The organism is Chitinophaga sp. 180180018-3 (assembly GCF_037893185.1).
In the GTDB taxonomy this organism is placed as follows: domain Bacteria; phylum Bacteroidota; class Bacteroidia; order Chitinophagales; family Chitinophagaceae; genus Chitinophaga.
The window spans coordinates 6,445,444-6,463,065 of sequence record NZ_CP140772.1 but is presented as its reverse complement, the minus strand read 5'-3'; the positions used below and the strand labels follow the sequence as shown (position 1 = coordinate 6,463,065).

Annotated in this window: 11 protein-coding genes and 1 tRNA gene; 8 read left to right on the top strand and 4 right to left on the bottom strand. The window is 45.8% G+C overall.

The genetic code is table 11. From position 1 onward, the window contains the following. Nucleotides 1-26: 26 nt before the first annotated feature. The 5 genes from UNH61_RS25370 to UNH61_RS25350 all read left to right on the top strand — a co-directional run bounded on the left by UNH61_RS25370 (nucleotide 27) and on the right by UNH61_RS25350 (nucleotide 8,933). The gene (locus tag UNH61_RS25370; RefSeq protein WP_326994811.1) at nucleotides 27-3,170 is read left to right on the top strand and encodes a TonB-dependent receptor; all 3,144 of its coding nucleotides are present in this window, start codon (nucleotides 27-29) and stop codon (nucleotides 3,168-3,170) included. A gap of 61 nt (nucleotides 3,171-3,231) precedes the next feature. After that, complete coding sequence (locus UNH61_RS25365; protein WP_326994810.1) at nucleotides 3,232-5,133, top strand: RagB/SusD family nutrient uptake outer membrane protein; 1,902 nt, start codon at nucleotides 3,232-3,234, stop codon at nucleotides 5,131-5,133. A gap of 48 nt (nucleotides 5,134-5,181) precedes the next feature. Next, entirely contained in the window at nucleotides 5,182-6,351 is a 1,170-nt protein-coding gene (locus UNH61_RS25360) for a DUF5000 domain-containing lipoprotein (RefSeq protein WP_326994809.1), read from the top strand. Nucleotides 6,352-6,379: 28 nt separating this feature from the next. Continuing rightward, on the top strand, nucleotides 6,380-7,588 hold the full coding sequence (locus UNH61_RS25355; RefSeq protein WP_326994808.1) for a DUF4998 domain-containing protein: 1,209 nt from the start codon (nucleotides 6,380-6,382) through the stop codon (nucleotides 7,586-7,588). Nucleotides 7,589-7,595: 7 nt separating this feature from the next. Further along, the gene (locus tag UNH61_RS25350; RefSeq protein WP_326994807.1) at nucleotides 7,596-8,933 is read left to right on the top strand and encodes a hypothetical protein; all 1,338 of its coding nucleotides are present in this window, start codon (nucleotides 7,596-7,598) and stop codon (nucleotides 8,931-8,933) included. 247 nt (nucleotides 8,934-9,180) lie between these two features. On the opposite strand, the gene UNH61_RS25345 is transcribed toward UNH61_RS25350, so the two are convergent. Next, nucleotides 9,181-10,080 carry a hypothetical protein gene (locus UNH61_RS25345; protein ID WP_326996171.1) on the bottom strand — a complete coding sequence of 300 codons (900 nt, stop codon included), beginning with the start codon at nucleotides 10,078-10,080 and terminating at the stop codon, nucleotides 9,181-9,183. A 393-nt stretch (nucleotides 10,081-10,473) separates the two neighbouring features. Next, complete coding sequence (locus UNH61_RS25340; protein WP_326994806.1) at nucleotides 10,474-11,004, bottom strand: hypothetical protein; 531 nt, start codon at nucleotides 11,002-11,004, stop codon at nucleotides 10,474-10,476. Nucleotides 11,005-11,216: 212 nt separating this feature from the next. On the opposite strand from UNH61_RS25340, the gene UNH61_RS25335 reads away from it, so the two are divergent. Further along, nucleotides 11,217-12,470 carry a WG repeat-containing protein gene (locus UNH61_RS25335; protein WP_326994805.1) on the top strand — a complete coding sequence of 418 codons (1,254 nt, stop codon included), beginning with the start codon at nucleotides 11,217-11,219 and terminating at the stop codon, nucleotides 12,468-12,470. A 120-nt stretch (nucleotides 12,471-12,590) separates the two neighbouring features. Next, entirely contained in the window at nucleotides 12,591-12,929 is a 339-nt protein-coding gene (locus UNH61_RS25330) for a hypothetical protein (RefSeq protein WP_326994804.1), read from the top strand. Between the two features lie 259 nt (nucleotides 12,930-13,188). On the opposite strand, the gene UNH61_RS25325 is transcribed toward UNH61_RS25330, so the two are convergent. Then, a tRNA-Met gene (locus UNH61_RS25325) sits at nucleotides 13,189-13,262 on the bottom strand. 76 nt (nucleotides 13,263-13,338) lie between these two features. Continuing rightward, a complete protein-coding gene (locus UNH61_RS25320; protein WP_326994803.1) occupies nucleotides 13,339-15,855 on the bottom strand; it encodes a mechanosensitive ion channel domain-containing protein in 2,517 nt (838 codons plus the stop codon). A gap of 170 nt (nucleotides 15,856-16,025) precedes the next feature. Between UNH61_RS25320 and UNH61_RS25315 the strand changes: the two genes are divergently transcribed. Next, on the top strand, nucleotides 16,026-17,600 hold the full coding sequence (locus UNH61_RS25315; protein ID WP_326994802.1) for a glycerol-3-phosphate dehydrogenase/oxidase: 1,575 nt from the start codon (nucleotides 16,026-16,028) through the stop codon (nucleotides 17,598-17,600). The last annotated feature ends 22 nt before the right edge of the window (nucleotides 17,601-17,622 follow it).

Genomic DNA, 17,622 nt, shown 5'->3' with positions numbered 1-17,622 from the left:
CGCTCTAAACATTTGTCTGCACTGTTATGAAAAAACGAATCCCAACCTTCCTGGTACAGAAATATCTGTACTTCCTTTTACTGTTGCTTGCAGGGAATGCTGTCTTTAGCCAGACGGTATTCACAGTAACAGGTAAAGTGCTGGACGCCAAAGGACAAGCCATGCCAGGCGTGACCGTAAAGGTGAAACACCAGCCCAATGGTACAGTTACCACTTCCAGCGGCGACTATACCATCAAACTAACAACGGCCTCCGATACCCTGGTCTTCTCTTTCCTCGGGTATCAGCCACAGGAAATCCCGGTAAACGGAAGGCACACCATCCTGGTAACACTGCTCGATAACCGGAACGACCTGAACGATGTGGTGGTAGTCGCCTACGGCCAGCAAAAGAAACAAAGCATGGTCAGCTCTATCACTACCGTGAATCCGAAAGAAATCAAAGGACCTACCAGTAACCTGACTACCATGCTCGCAGGGCGTATATCCGGATTGGTATCCTACCAGCGAAGCGGAGAGCCGGGAGCCGATAACGCTTCCTTCTTTATCCGCGGTATTACCTCATTCGGTTCAGGAAAACTGGATCCCCTGATATTGATCGACGGAATGGAATCTACTTCCACCGAACTGGCCCGCCTGCAGCCGGATGATATCGCCGGGTTTTCCGTATTGAAAGATGCCGCTGCCTCATCGTTGTACGGCGCACGCGGCGCCAACGGCGTAATACTGGTCACCACCAAATCTGGTAAAGCAGGGGTAACGAAAATGAATATACGTTTTGAGAATTCTTTTTCTTCCAACACCCGGAACATTGAGCTGGCCGATAATATCTCCTACATGCAACTGGCCAACGAAGCAGCAATCACCCGGAACCGCCTCGCCCCGCTGCCTTACAGCCAGAACAAGATCGATCATACCAAAGCCGGCGACAACCCCTATCTGTATCCCAATAACGACTGGCTGGGAACACTGATCAAAAAATTTACGAATAACCAGCGCCTGAATCTCAACCTCTCCGGCGGCGGCCAGAAGGCGCAATATTATGTAGGGGCTACTATGAACCAGGATAACGGCATCCTGAAAACACAAAGCAGCAACAACTTCAATAATAATATCCGGTTGAGGAGTTATGAGATCCGTTCCAACGTGAACCTGAAGCTCACTTCCACCACTGAAGCCATCATCAGAACCACCGGTAATTTCGATGATTATAACGGTCCTGTTGGTGGCGGCGCAGCCATCTTCAAAAGTGCATTGAATGCCAACCCCGTGCTGTTCCCGGCTATCTTCCCCGCCAGTGATCTGCCTGATGTAAAACATCCTTTGTTCGGAAATGCTGCCCGCGGCTCCGATGGAGAGGTGTATAACAATCCTTACGCATCTATGGTGTCAGGCTTCCAGCAATACAGCACGTCTACATTGAACGTACAGCTGGAAGTAAAGCAGGATCTGAGCTTCATTACACCGGGCCTTTCTGCCAGGGCCATGGCATATACCAAGCGCTATTCCTATTTTAACCTGAGCCGGCAGTATAATCCGTTCTTCTATACTGCTAACCCTACTGTAAAGGATCCTGATAAATACACGCTGTCGCTGTTAAATGAAAAAACAGCTACTGAATATCTCAACTATACACCCGGCGATAAAATCGTGAATACCACTACCTATCTGGAGGCAGCAGTTAACTACAACCGTACCTTCAACCGGGTACACAACATCGGCGCCTTATTGATCGGCATCCGGCGTAACTACCTGAACGGAAATGCCGGCGACCTGCAACTATCTCTTCCCTTCCGTAACCAGGGCGTTTCAGGACGATTCACCTATGGCTACGATAACCGTTATTTGTTGGAAGGAAATTTTGGCTATAACGGATCGGAACGTTTTGCAAGAAATAATCGCTACGGCTTTTTTCCATCTGTAGGCGTGGCCTGGAATGCAGCTAGCGAAAAATTCTTTGCAGACTTAACCGATGTTATATCACAGCTGAAACTCCGTGCTACCTATGGTCTTGTGGGGAACGATCAGATAGGGGCTGCCGGTGATCGCTTCTTCTACCTGTCTAATGTAAATCTGAACGACAATAAACTCGGCTCTTCTTTCGGAGAGAACTATGGTTATTCAAGACCTGGTGTTTCTGTTTCCCGCTACCCGAATAATGACATTACCTGGGAGAAATCCAAAAAGATCAATATCGGCCTGGACCTCGGTCTGTGGAATGCATTAACGATTACGGTAGATGCCTACAAAGAACGTCGTAGCAGCATCCTCATGCCGCGGGCTTATATTCCCACCACCATGGGACTCACAGTGCCGATCAGTGCCAATGTAGGCGTAGCAGAAGGCCGTGGTATCGACGTATCTATGGATTACAATAAGAACTTCGGAAAAACCTGGCTGCAGATGCGCGGAACATTTACCTACGCCGCCAGCAAACTGTTGGTGAATGAAGAGCCGCAGTATCCTGCTAATATGCAATATCTTTCCCGCGTAGGCCATTCCCTCGGTCAGATATTCGGATTGATTGCAGAAAGATTGTTTGTAGATGAGGAAGATGTAAAGAACTCCCCCCGGCAGAATTTCGGAGAAGTGAAAGGTGGCGATATCAAATACCGTGATCTGAATGGTGACGGACAAATCACCAAACTGGATATGGTGAACGCATTGGGGTATCCTGTTACACCAGAGATTATTTATGGTTTCGGATTTTCCTTCGGTTACAAAAATTTTGACATCAGTACCTTTTTTCAGGGTTCTGCCAGATCCTCCTTTTTTATAGACCCCGCTGCCATTTCTCCTTTTGTAGTAGACGGCGCTAATCAGCATGGTCTGCTCAACGTTGTTGCCCGCGATCACTGGTCAGAGAATAATCGCAACCTGTACGCTTTCTGGCCCAGGCTCGGCCTTACACAAAACGACAATAACAACCAGCCTTCCAACTGGTGGATGCGCAACGGCGCTTTCCTGCGGATGAAGAGCGCGGAGATCGGCTATAACATCGGCGAAAAAGGATTGAAAAGATATCATATATCCGGGTTGAGGATTTATGCCAACGGTACCAATCTGTTCCTGATCAGCGCATTTAAACTGTGGGATCCGGAGCAGGGCGGCAACGCATTGGGATATCCCGTTCAACGCGTATTTAATATAGGCATCAACGTTCAGTTATAGTATCCAGCCAAAATCTACTTTTATGCAATTATTATATACTTGTTTAACATCAATGAAATGTATGGGCAGACAGCGTTTTGCCGCGTGGTTGCTATGTTCCGCCGCCATACTTTTTGCCTCCTGTAAAAAAGGCTACCTGGATATCGTGCCCGATAATGTGCCTACGATCGATCATGCATTTGCCAATCGGGTAGAAGCAGAAAAGTATTTATTTACCTGCTATGCCTATCTGCCAAAAGAAGGCCATCCGGATAAGAACCCCGCCTTCAGCGGTTGCGACGAGGCATGGACCTATTGGCCTATGAGTGAGGATTATTTTTACCTCGACCCTTATAACATTGCCCGCGGTAATCAGAACAGCGCCAATCCGTATATGAACTATTGGGATGGTTATGATGGGAAGTCGCTATGGCAGGGTATCAGAGCCTGTAATATTTTTCTGGAGAATGTCGGTAAAGTAAGAGATCTGCAACCTTATGAAAGAGACCGGTGGATCGCGGAAGTGAAATTTCTGAAGGCCTATTTTCACTGGTATTTATTCAGAATGTACGGCCCCATTCCGGTCGTGGATAAAAACCTGCCCATTACTGCGCCGCCGGACGAAGTGCGGGTGTTTCGCCAACCGGTCGATTCTGTGGTGAATTATATATCCGGTCTGTTGGATGAAGCCGCCGCAGGCGACAATACCGGATTGCCATTGTCTATCACCAGCGCTACCACAGAACTCGGACGTATTACAAAAGTAGCTGCACTGGCCATCAAGGCCCGGGTGCTGGTAACAGCTGCCAGCCCCTTGTTCAATGGTAATAACGATTTTGCCGGTATGAAAAATAAAAACGGGCAGCTGCTTTTTAATCCTCAATACGATGCATCCAAATGGCAACGGGCAAGAGAAGCCTGTAAAAAAGCTATAGATCTCGCGCTGGCAGCCGGACTGAGACTATACCACTTCAATCCCTCCATCTTCGAAGTAGATCACGCTACCCGTATAGAAATGAATATTCGCAATGCAGTGTGCGAGAAATGGAACAGCGAACTGATATGGGGATTAACATCAGACGGTGACCCTACCTACTGGCTGCAAACATTTGCCTGCCCGCAACTGGATCCCAATACATTCAATATTAACCTGAAAGGAAAACTGGCGCCACCACTGAAAATAGCAGAGATGTTTTACACACAGCATGGCGTTCCAATCGATGAAGACAAAACCTGGGACTATACTAACCGTTTCAAGCTGCGCACCGTTACTGCAAAGGATACCGGGATGCAGGAAGGATACAAAACCGTGGGACTGCATTTTGAAAGAGAACCGCGGTTCTATGCTGATATAGCATTTGATGGCTCCAAATGGTTCATGAAAAATGATAACTACAATATTCAAAGTAAGCTGGAACAGTTTTCCGGGAAAAAACAAAGCAGATTGTATTCTATCACCGGCTATTACACTAAAAAGATTGTAAGCTGGAACCTGGTCTTTACTACCTCTTCATTACAAACAGAATCATACCCCTGGCCCGTTATGCGCCTGTCGGACCTCTATCTGCTGTATGCGGAAGCACTGAATGAAACAGGAGGATCTGCGGAGGCATTGACCTATCTGAATCAGATCCGCGAAAGAGCCGGATTGCAGTCCGTAGAAACTTCATGGAGTACCTATTCTACCAAACCATCGAAATATGCGTCTGTAGAAGGTCTTCGGGATATTATCAGGCAGGAGCGTAGTATAGAAATGGCATTTGAAGGTAGCCGCTTCTGGGATCTGAGGAGGTGGAAAACAGCGCCACAAGTGTTGAACAGCCCCATTTACGGTTGGGATATCCTGCAATCGACTTACGAAGATTATAATCGGAAGGTGTTTCTGTATAACATGCAGTTTGTGGCGCCCCGCGATTATTTCTGGCCGATTAAGGAAGATAATCTCCAGGTCAACCCGAATCTGCTGCAAAATCCCGGCTGGTGACGGCTGATCATTCTTTCAAAATATTTGTACCTGCGTAAAAGCACTGATATGAACAAACGAATTTATTACAAGAGTATATTAATATCCCTGCTGGTCATCTGCTCCTGCAAAAGAGAGGAACCCCGGCCTGTTAAACAAAACAGCACAACTCCGGGCATTGTCACCAATGTAACAGTAACGAATCTCCATGGTGCAGCCAGGATCAATTATACCCTGCCTGGCGATCCCGATCTGCTATGCGTAAAAGCCCTGTATCAGACAACGAAAGGGGCAAAACAGGAAACCAAGGTAAGCCGTTACAATAGCAGCTTATTGGTAGAAGGTTTTGGAGATACCAGCACTTATAAAGTATCGTTGTATGTGGTGGATAAAAGCGAAAACGTTTCTCCTGCCGTGGAAGTGACCGTACATCCGCTGGAGCCACCCATTTGGGCAGTGAGAAGGTCGTTGTCTGTAGTGCCTGATTTTGGCGGTGTAAATGTTAAATATACCAATGCGGGAGAAGACGACCTGGCGCTGGTTGTATTGGCTAACGATTCTTTAGGGCAATTCTCTCCGGTAACTACTCAGTATACTAATCTGAAAGAAGGTAATTTCTCCACCCGGAACATGAAGGATGTACAAACGCAATTCGGCGTATATGTAAGAGACCGATGGGGGAATTTGTCAGATACCCTACAGATGAAACTGACGCCCTTATTTGAAGAACTGCTGGATCGTACGAAAATGAAAGAAGTGGTATTACCCGGAGATGCACCATTGGGCTACGGCGGTAATGTGGCTGGTCTTTTTGACGGCAGCACCACCAGCGGCTTTTATCATTCAGGAGATGCCGCCAGAATGCCTCAGTGGTTTACCTACGATATGGGCGTAACTGCCAAATTAAGTCGATTGGTGTGGTTCATGAGGCCGGATTATTACTATTCACTGCATAATCCCAAAGTAGTGGAAATATGGGGCTCCAATAAGCCTAATCCCAACGGAAGTTTTGACGATAGCTGGATATTACTGGCAACTACCACACAGGTGAAACCGTCCGGATTGCCGGAAGGAGAGCTTTCTCAGGCTGATACTGACGCTGCGTTAGCCGGCTGGACAGTCACCTTCCCGCTAAATACTCCGAAAGTGCGCTATATCCGGTTTAAGACACTGAAGAACTGGTCTAATGGTACCTATGTGAATTTTTATGAAATAATGATGTGGGGAGACACAAAATAAATCATTTATCAACCAAGCAATAAACAACATGAAAAATATTGGATTTCTTACATTTCTATGGATACTGGTCCTCTCCGGCTTCATTGTATCCTGTACCAAAACCCGGGGCGATGCCTACAGAAAGTACATGGAAGGAGGCGAGATCACTTATCCCGGAAGAGCCGATACAGTACTCGTACATTCAGGCCTCAACCGGATCCTGTTGTCTGTTATACTGGGCAACGATCCGCTCGTGACACGGCTGAAAGTTTTCTGGAACAACAACACCGACTCCCTGGAACTCCCTGTAAAACGAACCACCGGGATCGACACGGTGAATGTACTGGTGCCTAAACTGAACGAAGGAGATTATAATTTTACCATTTACACGTACGACAAGGATAGTCATCGTTCAGTAATGGTGAACGCCTTCGGGGTGGCTATAGGTCAGAATTATGTTGGCACACTCACGAACCGGACTTTACAATCTGTTACACAGTCTGCTGACGGGAATCAGATAATACTTAGCTGGGGAGCAGCGGCTGCGGGAGAACAGGGTATTGACGTGAGCTATACAGGCGCCGATGGAACAGACCGTAAAATTACTGTGCCAGCCACAGAAATACGTACTGTGCTTCCGGATTATAAAGAGCGCTCATTACTGACCTACAATTCAAGATACAAGCCGGATTCCAATGCATTTGAGTATTTTTATCCCAAAGCCGGCAGTGTCACTTTGCCGGCCTTTGAGAGAGAATTACCCAAAGCAAACTTTAAAGCACTTGAATTACCAACCGATGTAAAAGACGGAGGTTATGGCTGGCTGATCAACTATTTGTGGGATGATAATTACAACCCACCCGGTTTTGCGACACAGTCAATTGTTCCCTGCTGGTTCACGATCGATTGCGGCAAAGCAGCAGCGCTCAGCCGCTTTAAAGTATGGCAGGCCAACGACCGGCTATACGAAAAAGAAAGCGTGAAAACCTTTGAGTTGTATGGCAGCAATCAGCCTGCAGCCGATGGCACCTGGGATAGCTGGACGAAAATAGGCGCTTATGAATCCATCAAGCCATCCGGTTTGCCTGCCGGACAAACTTCAGACGATGATGTGGCTTATGCAGAAGCAGGAGAGGAATTCAGCGTGCCACAGGGAATAGCACCATTCCGGTATTACCGGTTTAAACTATTAACCAATTGGGGAAATAGCAACTTTATGACGATGGAAGAATTTACATTTTATACACACGATAAGTAAGCGAGAAATGAAGAGATTATTTATACTGCCATGCTTTATCATGGCTATGGCAGCACAGGCACAAACGGGAGCATTGAAGTTGCTGTCCTATCCGGGCCGCGTAGAAACAACAGGAATCAGCAACGCTGCGTTGGCTAAACAAGTATTGGCCGACCACCGCCTGGATACCGTACAGGCGTGGGCGTTAAAGATACTGACCGGATTCAATGCCGGCACAGGTTATGGCGAGATATGGATCCGGGACTTCAATACCTTTATCAAAGGTTCTTTAAAAGTGCGCAACAGACAGGACGTAAAAGAAGCGTTGTTACTTTTTTTTAAGCTACAGGGCGCTGATGGTAATATTCCTGATGGAGCTATTAACGAAAAGCAGGCGAACATCGGCTATAAATATGCTTACTCTGAGCTGGCTCCCGGATGGGCCAGCCACAAGAACACTGTGGAAACAGACCAGGAATCATCGCTGATACAGGCGGTGAAACAATATATTGAAGTGACAGGTGACAGGAGTATTCTTGAGGAGAAGATAGGATCCCAAACAGTAATGCAAAGGATGGAAGCAGCGCTGCATTTTGTGTCAACAGACCGATGGTCCAAAGAATACGGTCTTGTTAAAGGTGCTACTACCATCGATTGGGGGGATGTACAGCCGGAGAACGGATGGGGCGTGGCGTTGAATGAAAAAACCAAATGGGCTATCGATATCTACGATAACGCCATGTTCCTCCTGGCTATCAATGATTTTCTGGCGATCAGGCCGGCATCTTATACTACACAGTACAATTGGAAAAATATAGCTGCTTCTCTCAGAAAGAACATCCGGAAACATTTGTGGGATGCTGCATCCGGCAAATACATCCCGCATATCTATTTGAATGGAAGTCCGTTTGCGCCCGACTTCGACGAGCGCCGTATACTTTATACCGGTGGTACAGCCTGTGCGATCCTGGCCGGATTACATGATCAGAAAGAGATCCGGCAGATCAATCAACAGTTCCTGGCTGCCGCTGAAAAAGAGCCGTTTGCCACCATAGGGATGACCGTTTATCCTCCTTACCCGGTGGAGGTATTTCCGAATATGCCGGCTTATTTTTATCAGAATGCAGGTGACTGGACCTGGTTCGGCGGACGTATGATCTCTGTATTAATCAGCAATGGTATGCCGTTGCAGGCCTATGCAGAAATGAGCCCGATGCTGGACCGGGTGATTGCGAACAAAGGATTTAATGAGTGGTACGATGTACGCACCGGCAAAGCATCCGGCTCCGGCGATTTCAGAGGAGAAGCAGGGGTGTTGTATGATGCGATTAATTCGCTCAGGGATTGGGCGAGGAAGGTGAAATAAATAAAAGGCAACCTGTACAGTAAGCAAAGAATGTCGACTGATAAAACTGCGCCTGGCGAAAATGAAGCGAATATGGCTACGCTTGAGTTGAAAATTGATATACAAAAAAACTTTGGAGAACGGTGGTGATGGTGCAGCTCAAATAGTCTGGAGTAGTTGCGATGTAATCTGGCAGTCGGGGTTAATGTTCAGTAACCACACTTGTTCATTAGCCCTGACTGTCGGATTACATCTTAGCTATTTCACATCATTCAATGCTTATCAATCCCCGGTCATCAGCGTCATCGGCAGCAAACTCAGTTGCATATCGAAGCGTATCCTTCGCTACCCAGTCCATATACCCGCGTATCCAGTATTTGAACCCATTAATGAGCCCTCCCAGCCGTTCACCGGCCTGTAACATGAGCGCATCTGAGAGTTGCACAAACTGCTCAATTTCTTCACGTACACGCTCAGCCGCGTAGTCGATACCCTCCTGCAACGTATGGCCTTGCGCGGCGTATATCAATGGCATGTTCCTGAACTGACCTGGCTGGCGGGCTTCTATGCCGGTACTCTGGATATCGTTGCTCCAGCATACGATATTATTTGCGTGGCGGTACAAGGTTTGTACATCCGGGCGATAGAATTCGTTGGGATCAACTGCCCCATTGTTCCCGGCGTCTGATAGTGCCAGACAGGGATTCATACCGCTCGTATGGCGGCGGATGGTTTCATATTGACGAATGCCGACCGATTTCGGCTGCAGATGGTTGAGGATCTGCAAACCGGCGGTGGTGGCCCACAATCGCATTCCTTGCGCAAATCGCTCGAAATGCTCCGGAGACAGTAACCGACGCAATCGTTGACATACATCGAGCCACGCCAATTCACCGTATACAGGTTGAGGGCTTGCGCGATCAAAGTCGAGGACGTCGATCATAGCGGTCAGATTGGTAAGCGTGTCAGCCGTCACTGTCTCCACACGATCTACAAACAGATCATCGACAAGGAAGAACCAGACGAAATAGTCAGCAATCGCCTGCAGCAACTCCCGTCTTGCGTTCGGATAACAGCGCGCTGCCAGCCAGGCGTAGCGGGTACGTGCAACACGCTCGCAATAGGCATCGTTGACGAACAGGCCTTGCGAACGGGCCCATGTGATCATCTGCGCTTCGATTAACTCAACATCCGGTGAGCAGGCTTCAGGCCAGGGGAGTTCAAAAACGGGTATGCGTAGCGCATTCAGTTGGGTTTCCATAGTTTGTTTTTCCATATTTCTGTAAAAATTATGACAGATTCCAAGAAATATAACGGCAGGTGGCATAAATGCCATGACCTCAAAGTTCACTCGTTGCGGATGGGCAAACGACTTGTTTTTTATAGGATAGTTTTAGAATTTCTGATTTTTGATTTCTGTTCTGGAATTTTAACTTACAAAAAAGGATTTAAATAAAAAAGAGGATACAACTTTAAATCATGGTATATGAATAAATTGTGGAGTGAAATAAATCGAACTAGTTAAAAGAATAGATGGCGTTTGCATGCGGAATGGTAGATTTTATTTAATAGTAACTTTCATCAAAGTATACCATTTTCTAAGTTCATTCATTAAGGGTACACTATATTCCTGTTCTAATTCCGCATTCGTTTTAGCGGGCTGCCATTGCTGGTGAGCATGTCTCAGCTCATTGATTTGATCAAGAATACCGTATATTTTTTCGAAATGGATACTATCATAACAATAGTGTTTACTTTCTTCATAAAAAGGATAGGCATCAATAGCTATCCTTTTTATATCCCAGGAGCCTTCAATAATATCTCTTTTATTATCAAATATTTCATCCGCAATAGATAGCGCTATCTCAATAGCTGCAGTTCGTTTATCGGGTAATTCAATACCTAATTCATGTAAGGCAATGTCGTAATAATGCCGGATGTCAAATGTGTCGTCGTATTTTGAAAGCCCTGCCAGAATATAGAGAGAAGGAGTGTCAAATCCATCTTTTAACGCCTGTAAAGCCGCATGGGGTATGGATCGGAAATCTTCAATGCCTAATATGATTTTTAAAGCGTGTTGTCGAAAGTACAATTGTTATGCTTTTGGGTTAATTAGTTTGTTTAAGAGGCCTCTGGAAAAAATTTGATTTACTCCCACTAGATAAAAAATATACAATTATCGAATATAACCATCTGCTGGTTTTGTAACGGAAACTGGATATTACAAAATGATTTTGTATTTTGAGATACAACTATTGGACACCATTTAAGACACGATTGTTTCCCAAAACAAAAAATCCTTGTATGCGAAACCTGATAATTGTAGTGGTTTTATCCATTTTCCCCTTTTTCTCAGCCATTGCGCAATCCCTCAAGGTAGAAGGATATGCAGGATCATCTAACAATTACATCACAAAGTTCAAAGGTAATTACTTTACGGTAGAAAGAAATGATGGCTATGCCATAATTGATATGGAAGGGAAAGTTGTTGCCAGTGGCATAAAAGCGCCTGTAATGGGATTCTTCAGAGAACTTCCCTTTGCCCATGGGACGATATTTACTGACGAAGCAGGAAATATTGTATTGAAGAATGTAAAAGGCCAGACATTAGGAACTGGTAAATACAAAGAAGTCCTTCCATTTACAACAGACAACACCGTCGCCAGGGTCCCCAGTGCGCCGGGTACATGGATAGTGGCGTATATTGATACAACGGGCAAAGAAATTGTACGATTTGACGTTAAGAAATACATCGCTATTGTTCAACCACTTAACAAAAACGCAGCTTTTACATTCGTTTCCTTATCGGATTTTCTGCCATTTAGTGACGGGCTGACTCCAATAGCATCCAGACAGGCAGAAAAATATGGGTATATCGATAAAAAACTTCAACTAATTATACCTGTTGGGTTCAAAAAAGCCCGCCCTTTTTCAGAAGGGTTAGCCGCTGTACAAAATGCAGATGGAAACTGGGGATTTATTAACACAAGCGGGAAACTTATTATACCTTATACTTACTCAAGAGAAACCTCAAGATTTATGTCCGGTTTGGCCAGGGTAGAGAATAAGGAAGGCCTCAAGGGATTTATTAATAAAGATAATGTGGTGGTTATCCCTCCCAGGTATGAATACGCGACCTGCTTCTATAAGGGATATGCTCTTGTCCGGGAAAATTATGACAAGCCGGCTTGTCTGATCGATAGTATGGGTATTGTAGTGACAACATTCCCTAAAAACCTTTCCTATATCGACAATTCAAAACCTGCTCCGGGAATTTCTGCTGGTGATCGACCTGAATATCCATTTTATGTTTCAGAAACCTTGCAACAACTGGTAGATGAAGGAAAGGGTATTTTTCAATATGGTACAAGTTATGGCCTGGTCGACAAAAAGGGAAAGGTTATCCTTGATTGCAAGTATGCTTACCTTTCTGATTTCCATAATGGGAAAATGTTTGCACATCAGTCAAGTTTTGTAAATAATTCTACAAAACATGAATTCGGCATTCTTAAGGAAGATGGCGAATGGGCTATTCAGATTGTGCCTTCAGAGTTTTAAAGAAGACGCCCTTTTTATCGGGGAATTATCTAATCAGTTGTTATCTGATTTGCCATCTTTAAACTTTCTGATTGCCCGATATTAAAAGAGTTAAAACCTGGCAGCCAACAGTGGAAATACATGAATAGTCAAAGAGATAAAAGTAAATTAATAACCTATCCACCAGAGACTTTAAGAACCTTTATAGTGGAAGCATATGAATGGATAGATAATCTAAACTTCACCATTAATCCGGAAGATTGTTTGAAAAATGCGGACGAATATATTAGTATAGCAAAGGAAATGTTTCTGAATGCGGGTTGGGAGGGAGATGGAGAAATAGAACTAATGTGGATTCCTCCTTTTATGCTTCCTGATATGCAAACAGCGGAATTTACAGTTGGAGTTACTATCTGGCATGTTAAACAAATAGAAGATGGTATATCCTGGCTGTTGTCTCCAATTAAATTGCCATGTTAATTATGTCCATGCAGGAAGCACTTTTGAAATCGTTACCTGTCAGGTCCCCCTCCATAACGACCTTATATAAGGGCTATAACAAACATGTCTTCAATATCGTCGCTAAGAGCATAACACCAGTAGTAAATTGGATGATAGGGTAACTAAATTCTTTCATCAATGTTTGGATAGCATCATAGGTAGCACATCGGAATTGGGGAGAAAAGCATTTAAATCAAAAAAGGCTTTCAAGCATCTGCTTAAAAAGCCTTTTTCTTCGTAGCGAGATCGGGAGTTGAACCCGAGACCTTTGGGTTATGAATCCAACGCTCTAACCACCTGAGCTACCTCGCCGCTTATTCCACCGCCAAAACGGGAGTGCAAAGATAACAGCTTAAAAATGAAAATTCAAAATGTTTTTCTTCTTTTTTTAACCAACATCCCCCTGCGCCGGTTTATCCCACCGCTTTATCACGCTCTCATCCACCGATCTGATATGCAAATCCCGCTGCGGAAACGGTAACTCTATCCCCGCCTTGTTAAACGAGTCGTATATAAATGCCAGTACATTACTCTGCACAGAGCCGGCATTATCAAGGTTCGCCACCCAGAAATAAACCCTGAAATTCACCGAATTATCGGCAAATTCATACAACTGGATAAACGGTGCCGGTATAGTCATCACTTCTTTCCGGTCCGTAAACGCCGACTTCAGCAACGTGGTCACCTGATCTACATCACTGCCATATGCCACTCCTATTGTCAGCATAATACGCTTGGTACGGTTATTCCTGGTCCAGTTGATCAGCTGCTGGGAAATCAGATCACCATTTGGTACAATCACCTCCGAACCATCATAGGCACTGATCTTACTCGAACGGATGCCCACTTCCTTGATAATCCCCGAACGCGCTCCCAACTCTATCGCATCTCCCACTTCTATTGGTTTCTCAAATGCCAGGATGATACCGGATACGAGGTTGTTCACCACATTCTGCAACCCAAATCCAATACCCACACTCAATGCTCCGATAACTATCGTCAGCTTATCCATCGGAATACCCGATGCGGCAAATGCCAGCAAAATGCCGCAGGTAAGCACTGCCAGCCGCAACAACAACAGCGCAGAGCCAAACTTCATTTTCTTATTCGCGGAACTGTCATGCCCCGTATTCCCAAACATATACGCTATCAGCTGCGATGCTATGGAGGCTATCCATATCACGAGTATGAATATTATAATACTGCTGAACGTGAAATCTGAATTGCCGATGCGATGAGGCGATTCCAGTAAATCAGATATGTTTTCATAAATCGCATCATACAAATAAAGATTACGGGCTATCACCATCAGCCAGCCTACAAATGCCAGAATCCCAAGCACATTCTTCATCTTTCGTTGTATATCCTGGTAATCCATAAACGATGTAAATGCGCTCGAATCCTTGTTGGCTTCCACCTGCAGGTACACTGCTTCCAGGATCACTTTTAACATGATATACAAACTTATTGCCATGAATGTGCTCACCACGGCACTCGATCCCATGATTTTGCCCGTGCCTACCCGCGCAAATACTACCAGTAGCAACGATACAGCGCTCGTAAAAATAAACAGCCGGATAACCGGACGGGTATATTTAGACGACGCAAAGGCCGCCAGCGCAGTTTCTTTTAGCAACCGTCTGCCCAGCGAAATCGATAACACGGCGCCTATGAGCAGGCCCCATTGTTCTGCATAGGTTACTTCTATCAACAGATTGTTCAGAGAATATAATACAAGTAATCCTGCCAGCAATAACCAGCTCCTGAATAGTGGTTTTGGAAGATGTGTACGGAATATAATAGTCAGTGCTGTCACCGCAAATCCCCACGTGATCTCTGTATACAGGATCGGGTAATGCACCGATAACGTGGCCGAAAGGGTAGTGAGTAACACTACCGTACAGGCTATCGGATGCCGGTAAAGATATTGTGCATGCTGAAGTATACTTTCGCCTTCCTGCTCTTCATAATTTTGCCGGATACGGCGGATGTTATTATACACCCACCACGAAAACAATATCGTCACCAGCAGCCATAAAATGAATACCGGCCACTGTATAGAAAAAAATACGCCCAGCACTTTGGTGCTTTTATGCAACGAATTTTTCAACACCGGAAAAAACTCTAACGGGTTGATACTGTCTCGGTGCGGATTCCATAAATACCGGTAATCTTTCGCAAACATATTGGCGGTATATTGCTCCAGCCGGTAGTCCATGTCTTCATATAAATTCGATGCTTCTATATATCGGTTGGCTACCTTGTTCTGCAACAGCCCGATTTTAACCAGGTATACTTTATTCGCACTATCCACTGCCCGGAATTTCCGGATCAGGTTTGTCATCTGACCTATATAAAAGCCATATAGTTCTCCCTCTGCCGGTATATTCCTCATCGCCGTATCGCGCCGGATAGAATGAATGGTATCTTCAATGCTGATCAGCTTATCGTAATATCCCACCAGCATTCCCTGCATCGAGTGCAGTGTACGTTGCAACTGCCCGAGCATAACTTTATTGGTGTAAATATCATTGATGTTGGGCGTGCGTCCCAGACTCGCAATATTGAATTTCACCAATGCCAGCGAAGTATCTGCCAGCGGCAGCGATGCCACGATAGTAGTGGTATCGAAGCCCTTGCGTAATGAACTCATCAGCTCATTCATCAATAACGTGTAATTCTCGATGCGGCTGATAAGGATGGCAACGGAAGTGTCTGACTTTATCAGCTTTGTACTATCCTTTGCCAGCGCGGCAATGCGCTTGCTGAGGGTAGCGCTGTCAATAGTGGCAGTATCTGATGGCTGTTTTATATTAGTATTATGCTGCCCCTGTACCTGAATACCGGCGGTCATAATAATGGAAACGATTAACAGCTGCAGGAAGATTTTAACCCTGATAAACATATTTATAACTGGATGCCTGTGATGGAACATTTTTTATGCCTAAATGTTCCGGAATTTAAAACTTTTAGCCCGCTTGTCCGTTAAGTTTTCTGTAATCCTTTACCGGCCTGTTGCTCGATAGCTTTTTCCGCTGTATTTTGTTAGCAATTGCCGGATTTGAAAATTCATTTATGAACAGAGAACAGCTCGTTACCGCTCTAAGAAACGATCCGACGCCATGGGACATTATTGTAGTTGGCGGTGGTGCTACTGGTTTGGGCGCTGCCCTCGAAGCCCTGACACGGGGCTACCGGACTTTATTACTGGAACAGGTGGATTTTGCAAAATCTACTTCCAGTAAAAGTACTAAACTGGTACATGGAGGTGTTAGATACCTCGCGCAGGGGAATGTATCACTGGTAAGAGAAGCCAGTGTGGAAAGAGGATTGCTCCTCGCCAATGCTCCGCACCTGGTGCGCAACCTGGCTTTTGTCATACCTACTTTTAACTTTTGGGAGAATATAAAATACACCATCGGCCTCAAAATGTACGATTGGCTCGCCGGTCGCCTTAGTTTGGGAAAATCTATGCATATTTCCCGGAAGGAAACACTGGAGCGACTCGCTACACTGAAGCAGGACAAGCTTGCTGGTGGGGTGTTGTATCACGATGGACAGTTCGACGACAGCCGCCTGGCTGTCAATCTTGCCCAAACCATCTCCGATAAAGGCGGCACTGCACTCAATTATATGCGCGTCACCAGCCTGCGTAAAGATGCTGCCGGAAAAATCAACGGTCTAACGGTAAAGGATACCCTGAATAACGGCGCTGAAATTCAACTCAGTACCCGGGCGGTAATTAATGCTACCGGTGTATTTGCTGATGATATACTGGAGATGGATAATCCACAGGCACCCAAATCTATAGCTGCCAGCCAGGGTGTTCACCTGGTGCTCGACAGCAGCTTCCTGCCTGGCCATAATGCACTCATGATCCCTTCCACCAGCGACGGCCGCGTTCTGTTCGTGGTTCCCTGGCATAATAAAGTGGTAGTGGGCACTACCGATACGCCGGTAAATCATATTAGCCTGGAACCTCACGCCCTGGAAGAAGAGATCGCTTTTATCCTGAAAACAGCCGGTCAGTACCTGTCACGCCCCCCGCAACGGACGGATGTGCGCAGCGTTTGGGCCGGTCTTCGCCCCCTCGCTGCTGCTAAAGCAGAAGGACATAAAACCAAAGAAATCTCCCGTAGCCACAAAATCATAGTGGCTGGTTCCGGATTAATCACCATTATAGGAGGGAAGTGGACTACCTACCGTCGCATGGCAGAAGATGTGGTCAGCAAACTGGAAGAAGCGCTCGGTTGGAAACCCACCGTGTCGGCTACTCACCACCTCCGCATCCACGGAGCTACCCCAACTGCCAACTGGGAAGATCCCTGGTATTTCTACGGTGCCGACGCCGCAAATATCCGGCGTATGATATCCGCTCAACCCGATCTGCAGGAAGAATTAAGTAAAGAATATCAGATTTTCAAAGCCCAGGTGGTATGGGCCGTAAGAGAAGAAATGGCGCGCAACGTCGAAGATTTCCTGGCCCGCCGTACACGCCTGCTATTCCTGGATGCCCGCGAAGCTTTACGTATAGCCCCGGCCGTAGCCAGAATCATGGCGGAAGAACTCCATCACGATGAACACTGGGTCGCCACCCAGATCAGTGCATTCTCAGAAGAAGCAAAACTGTATTTGATAAACAGCTACTAGCAGCTTGCTGCTAGTAGCTGTT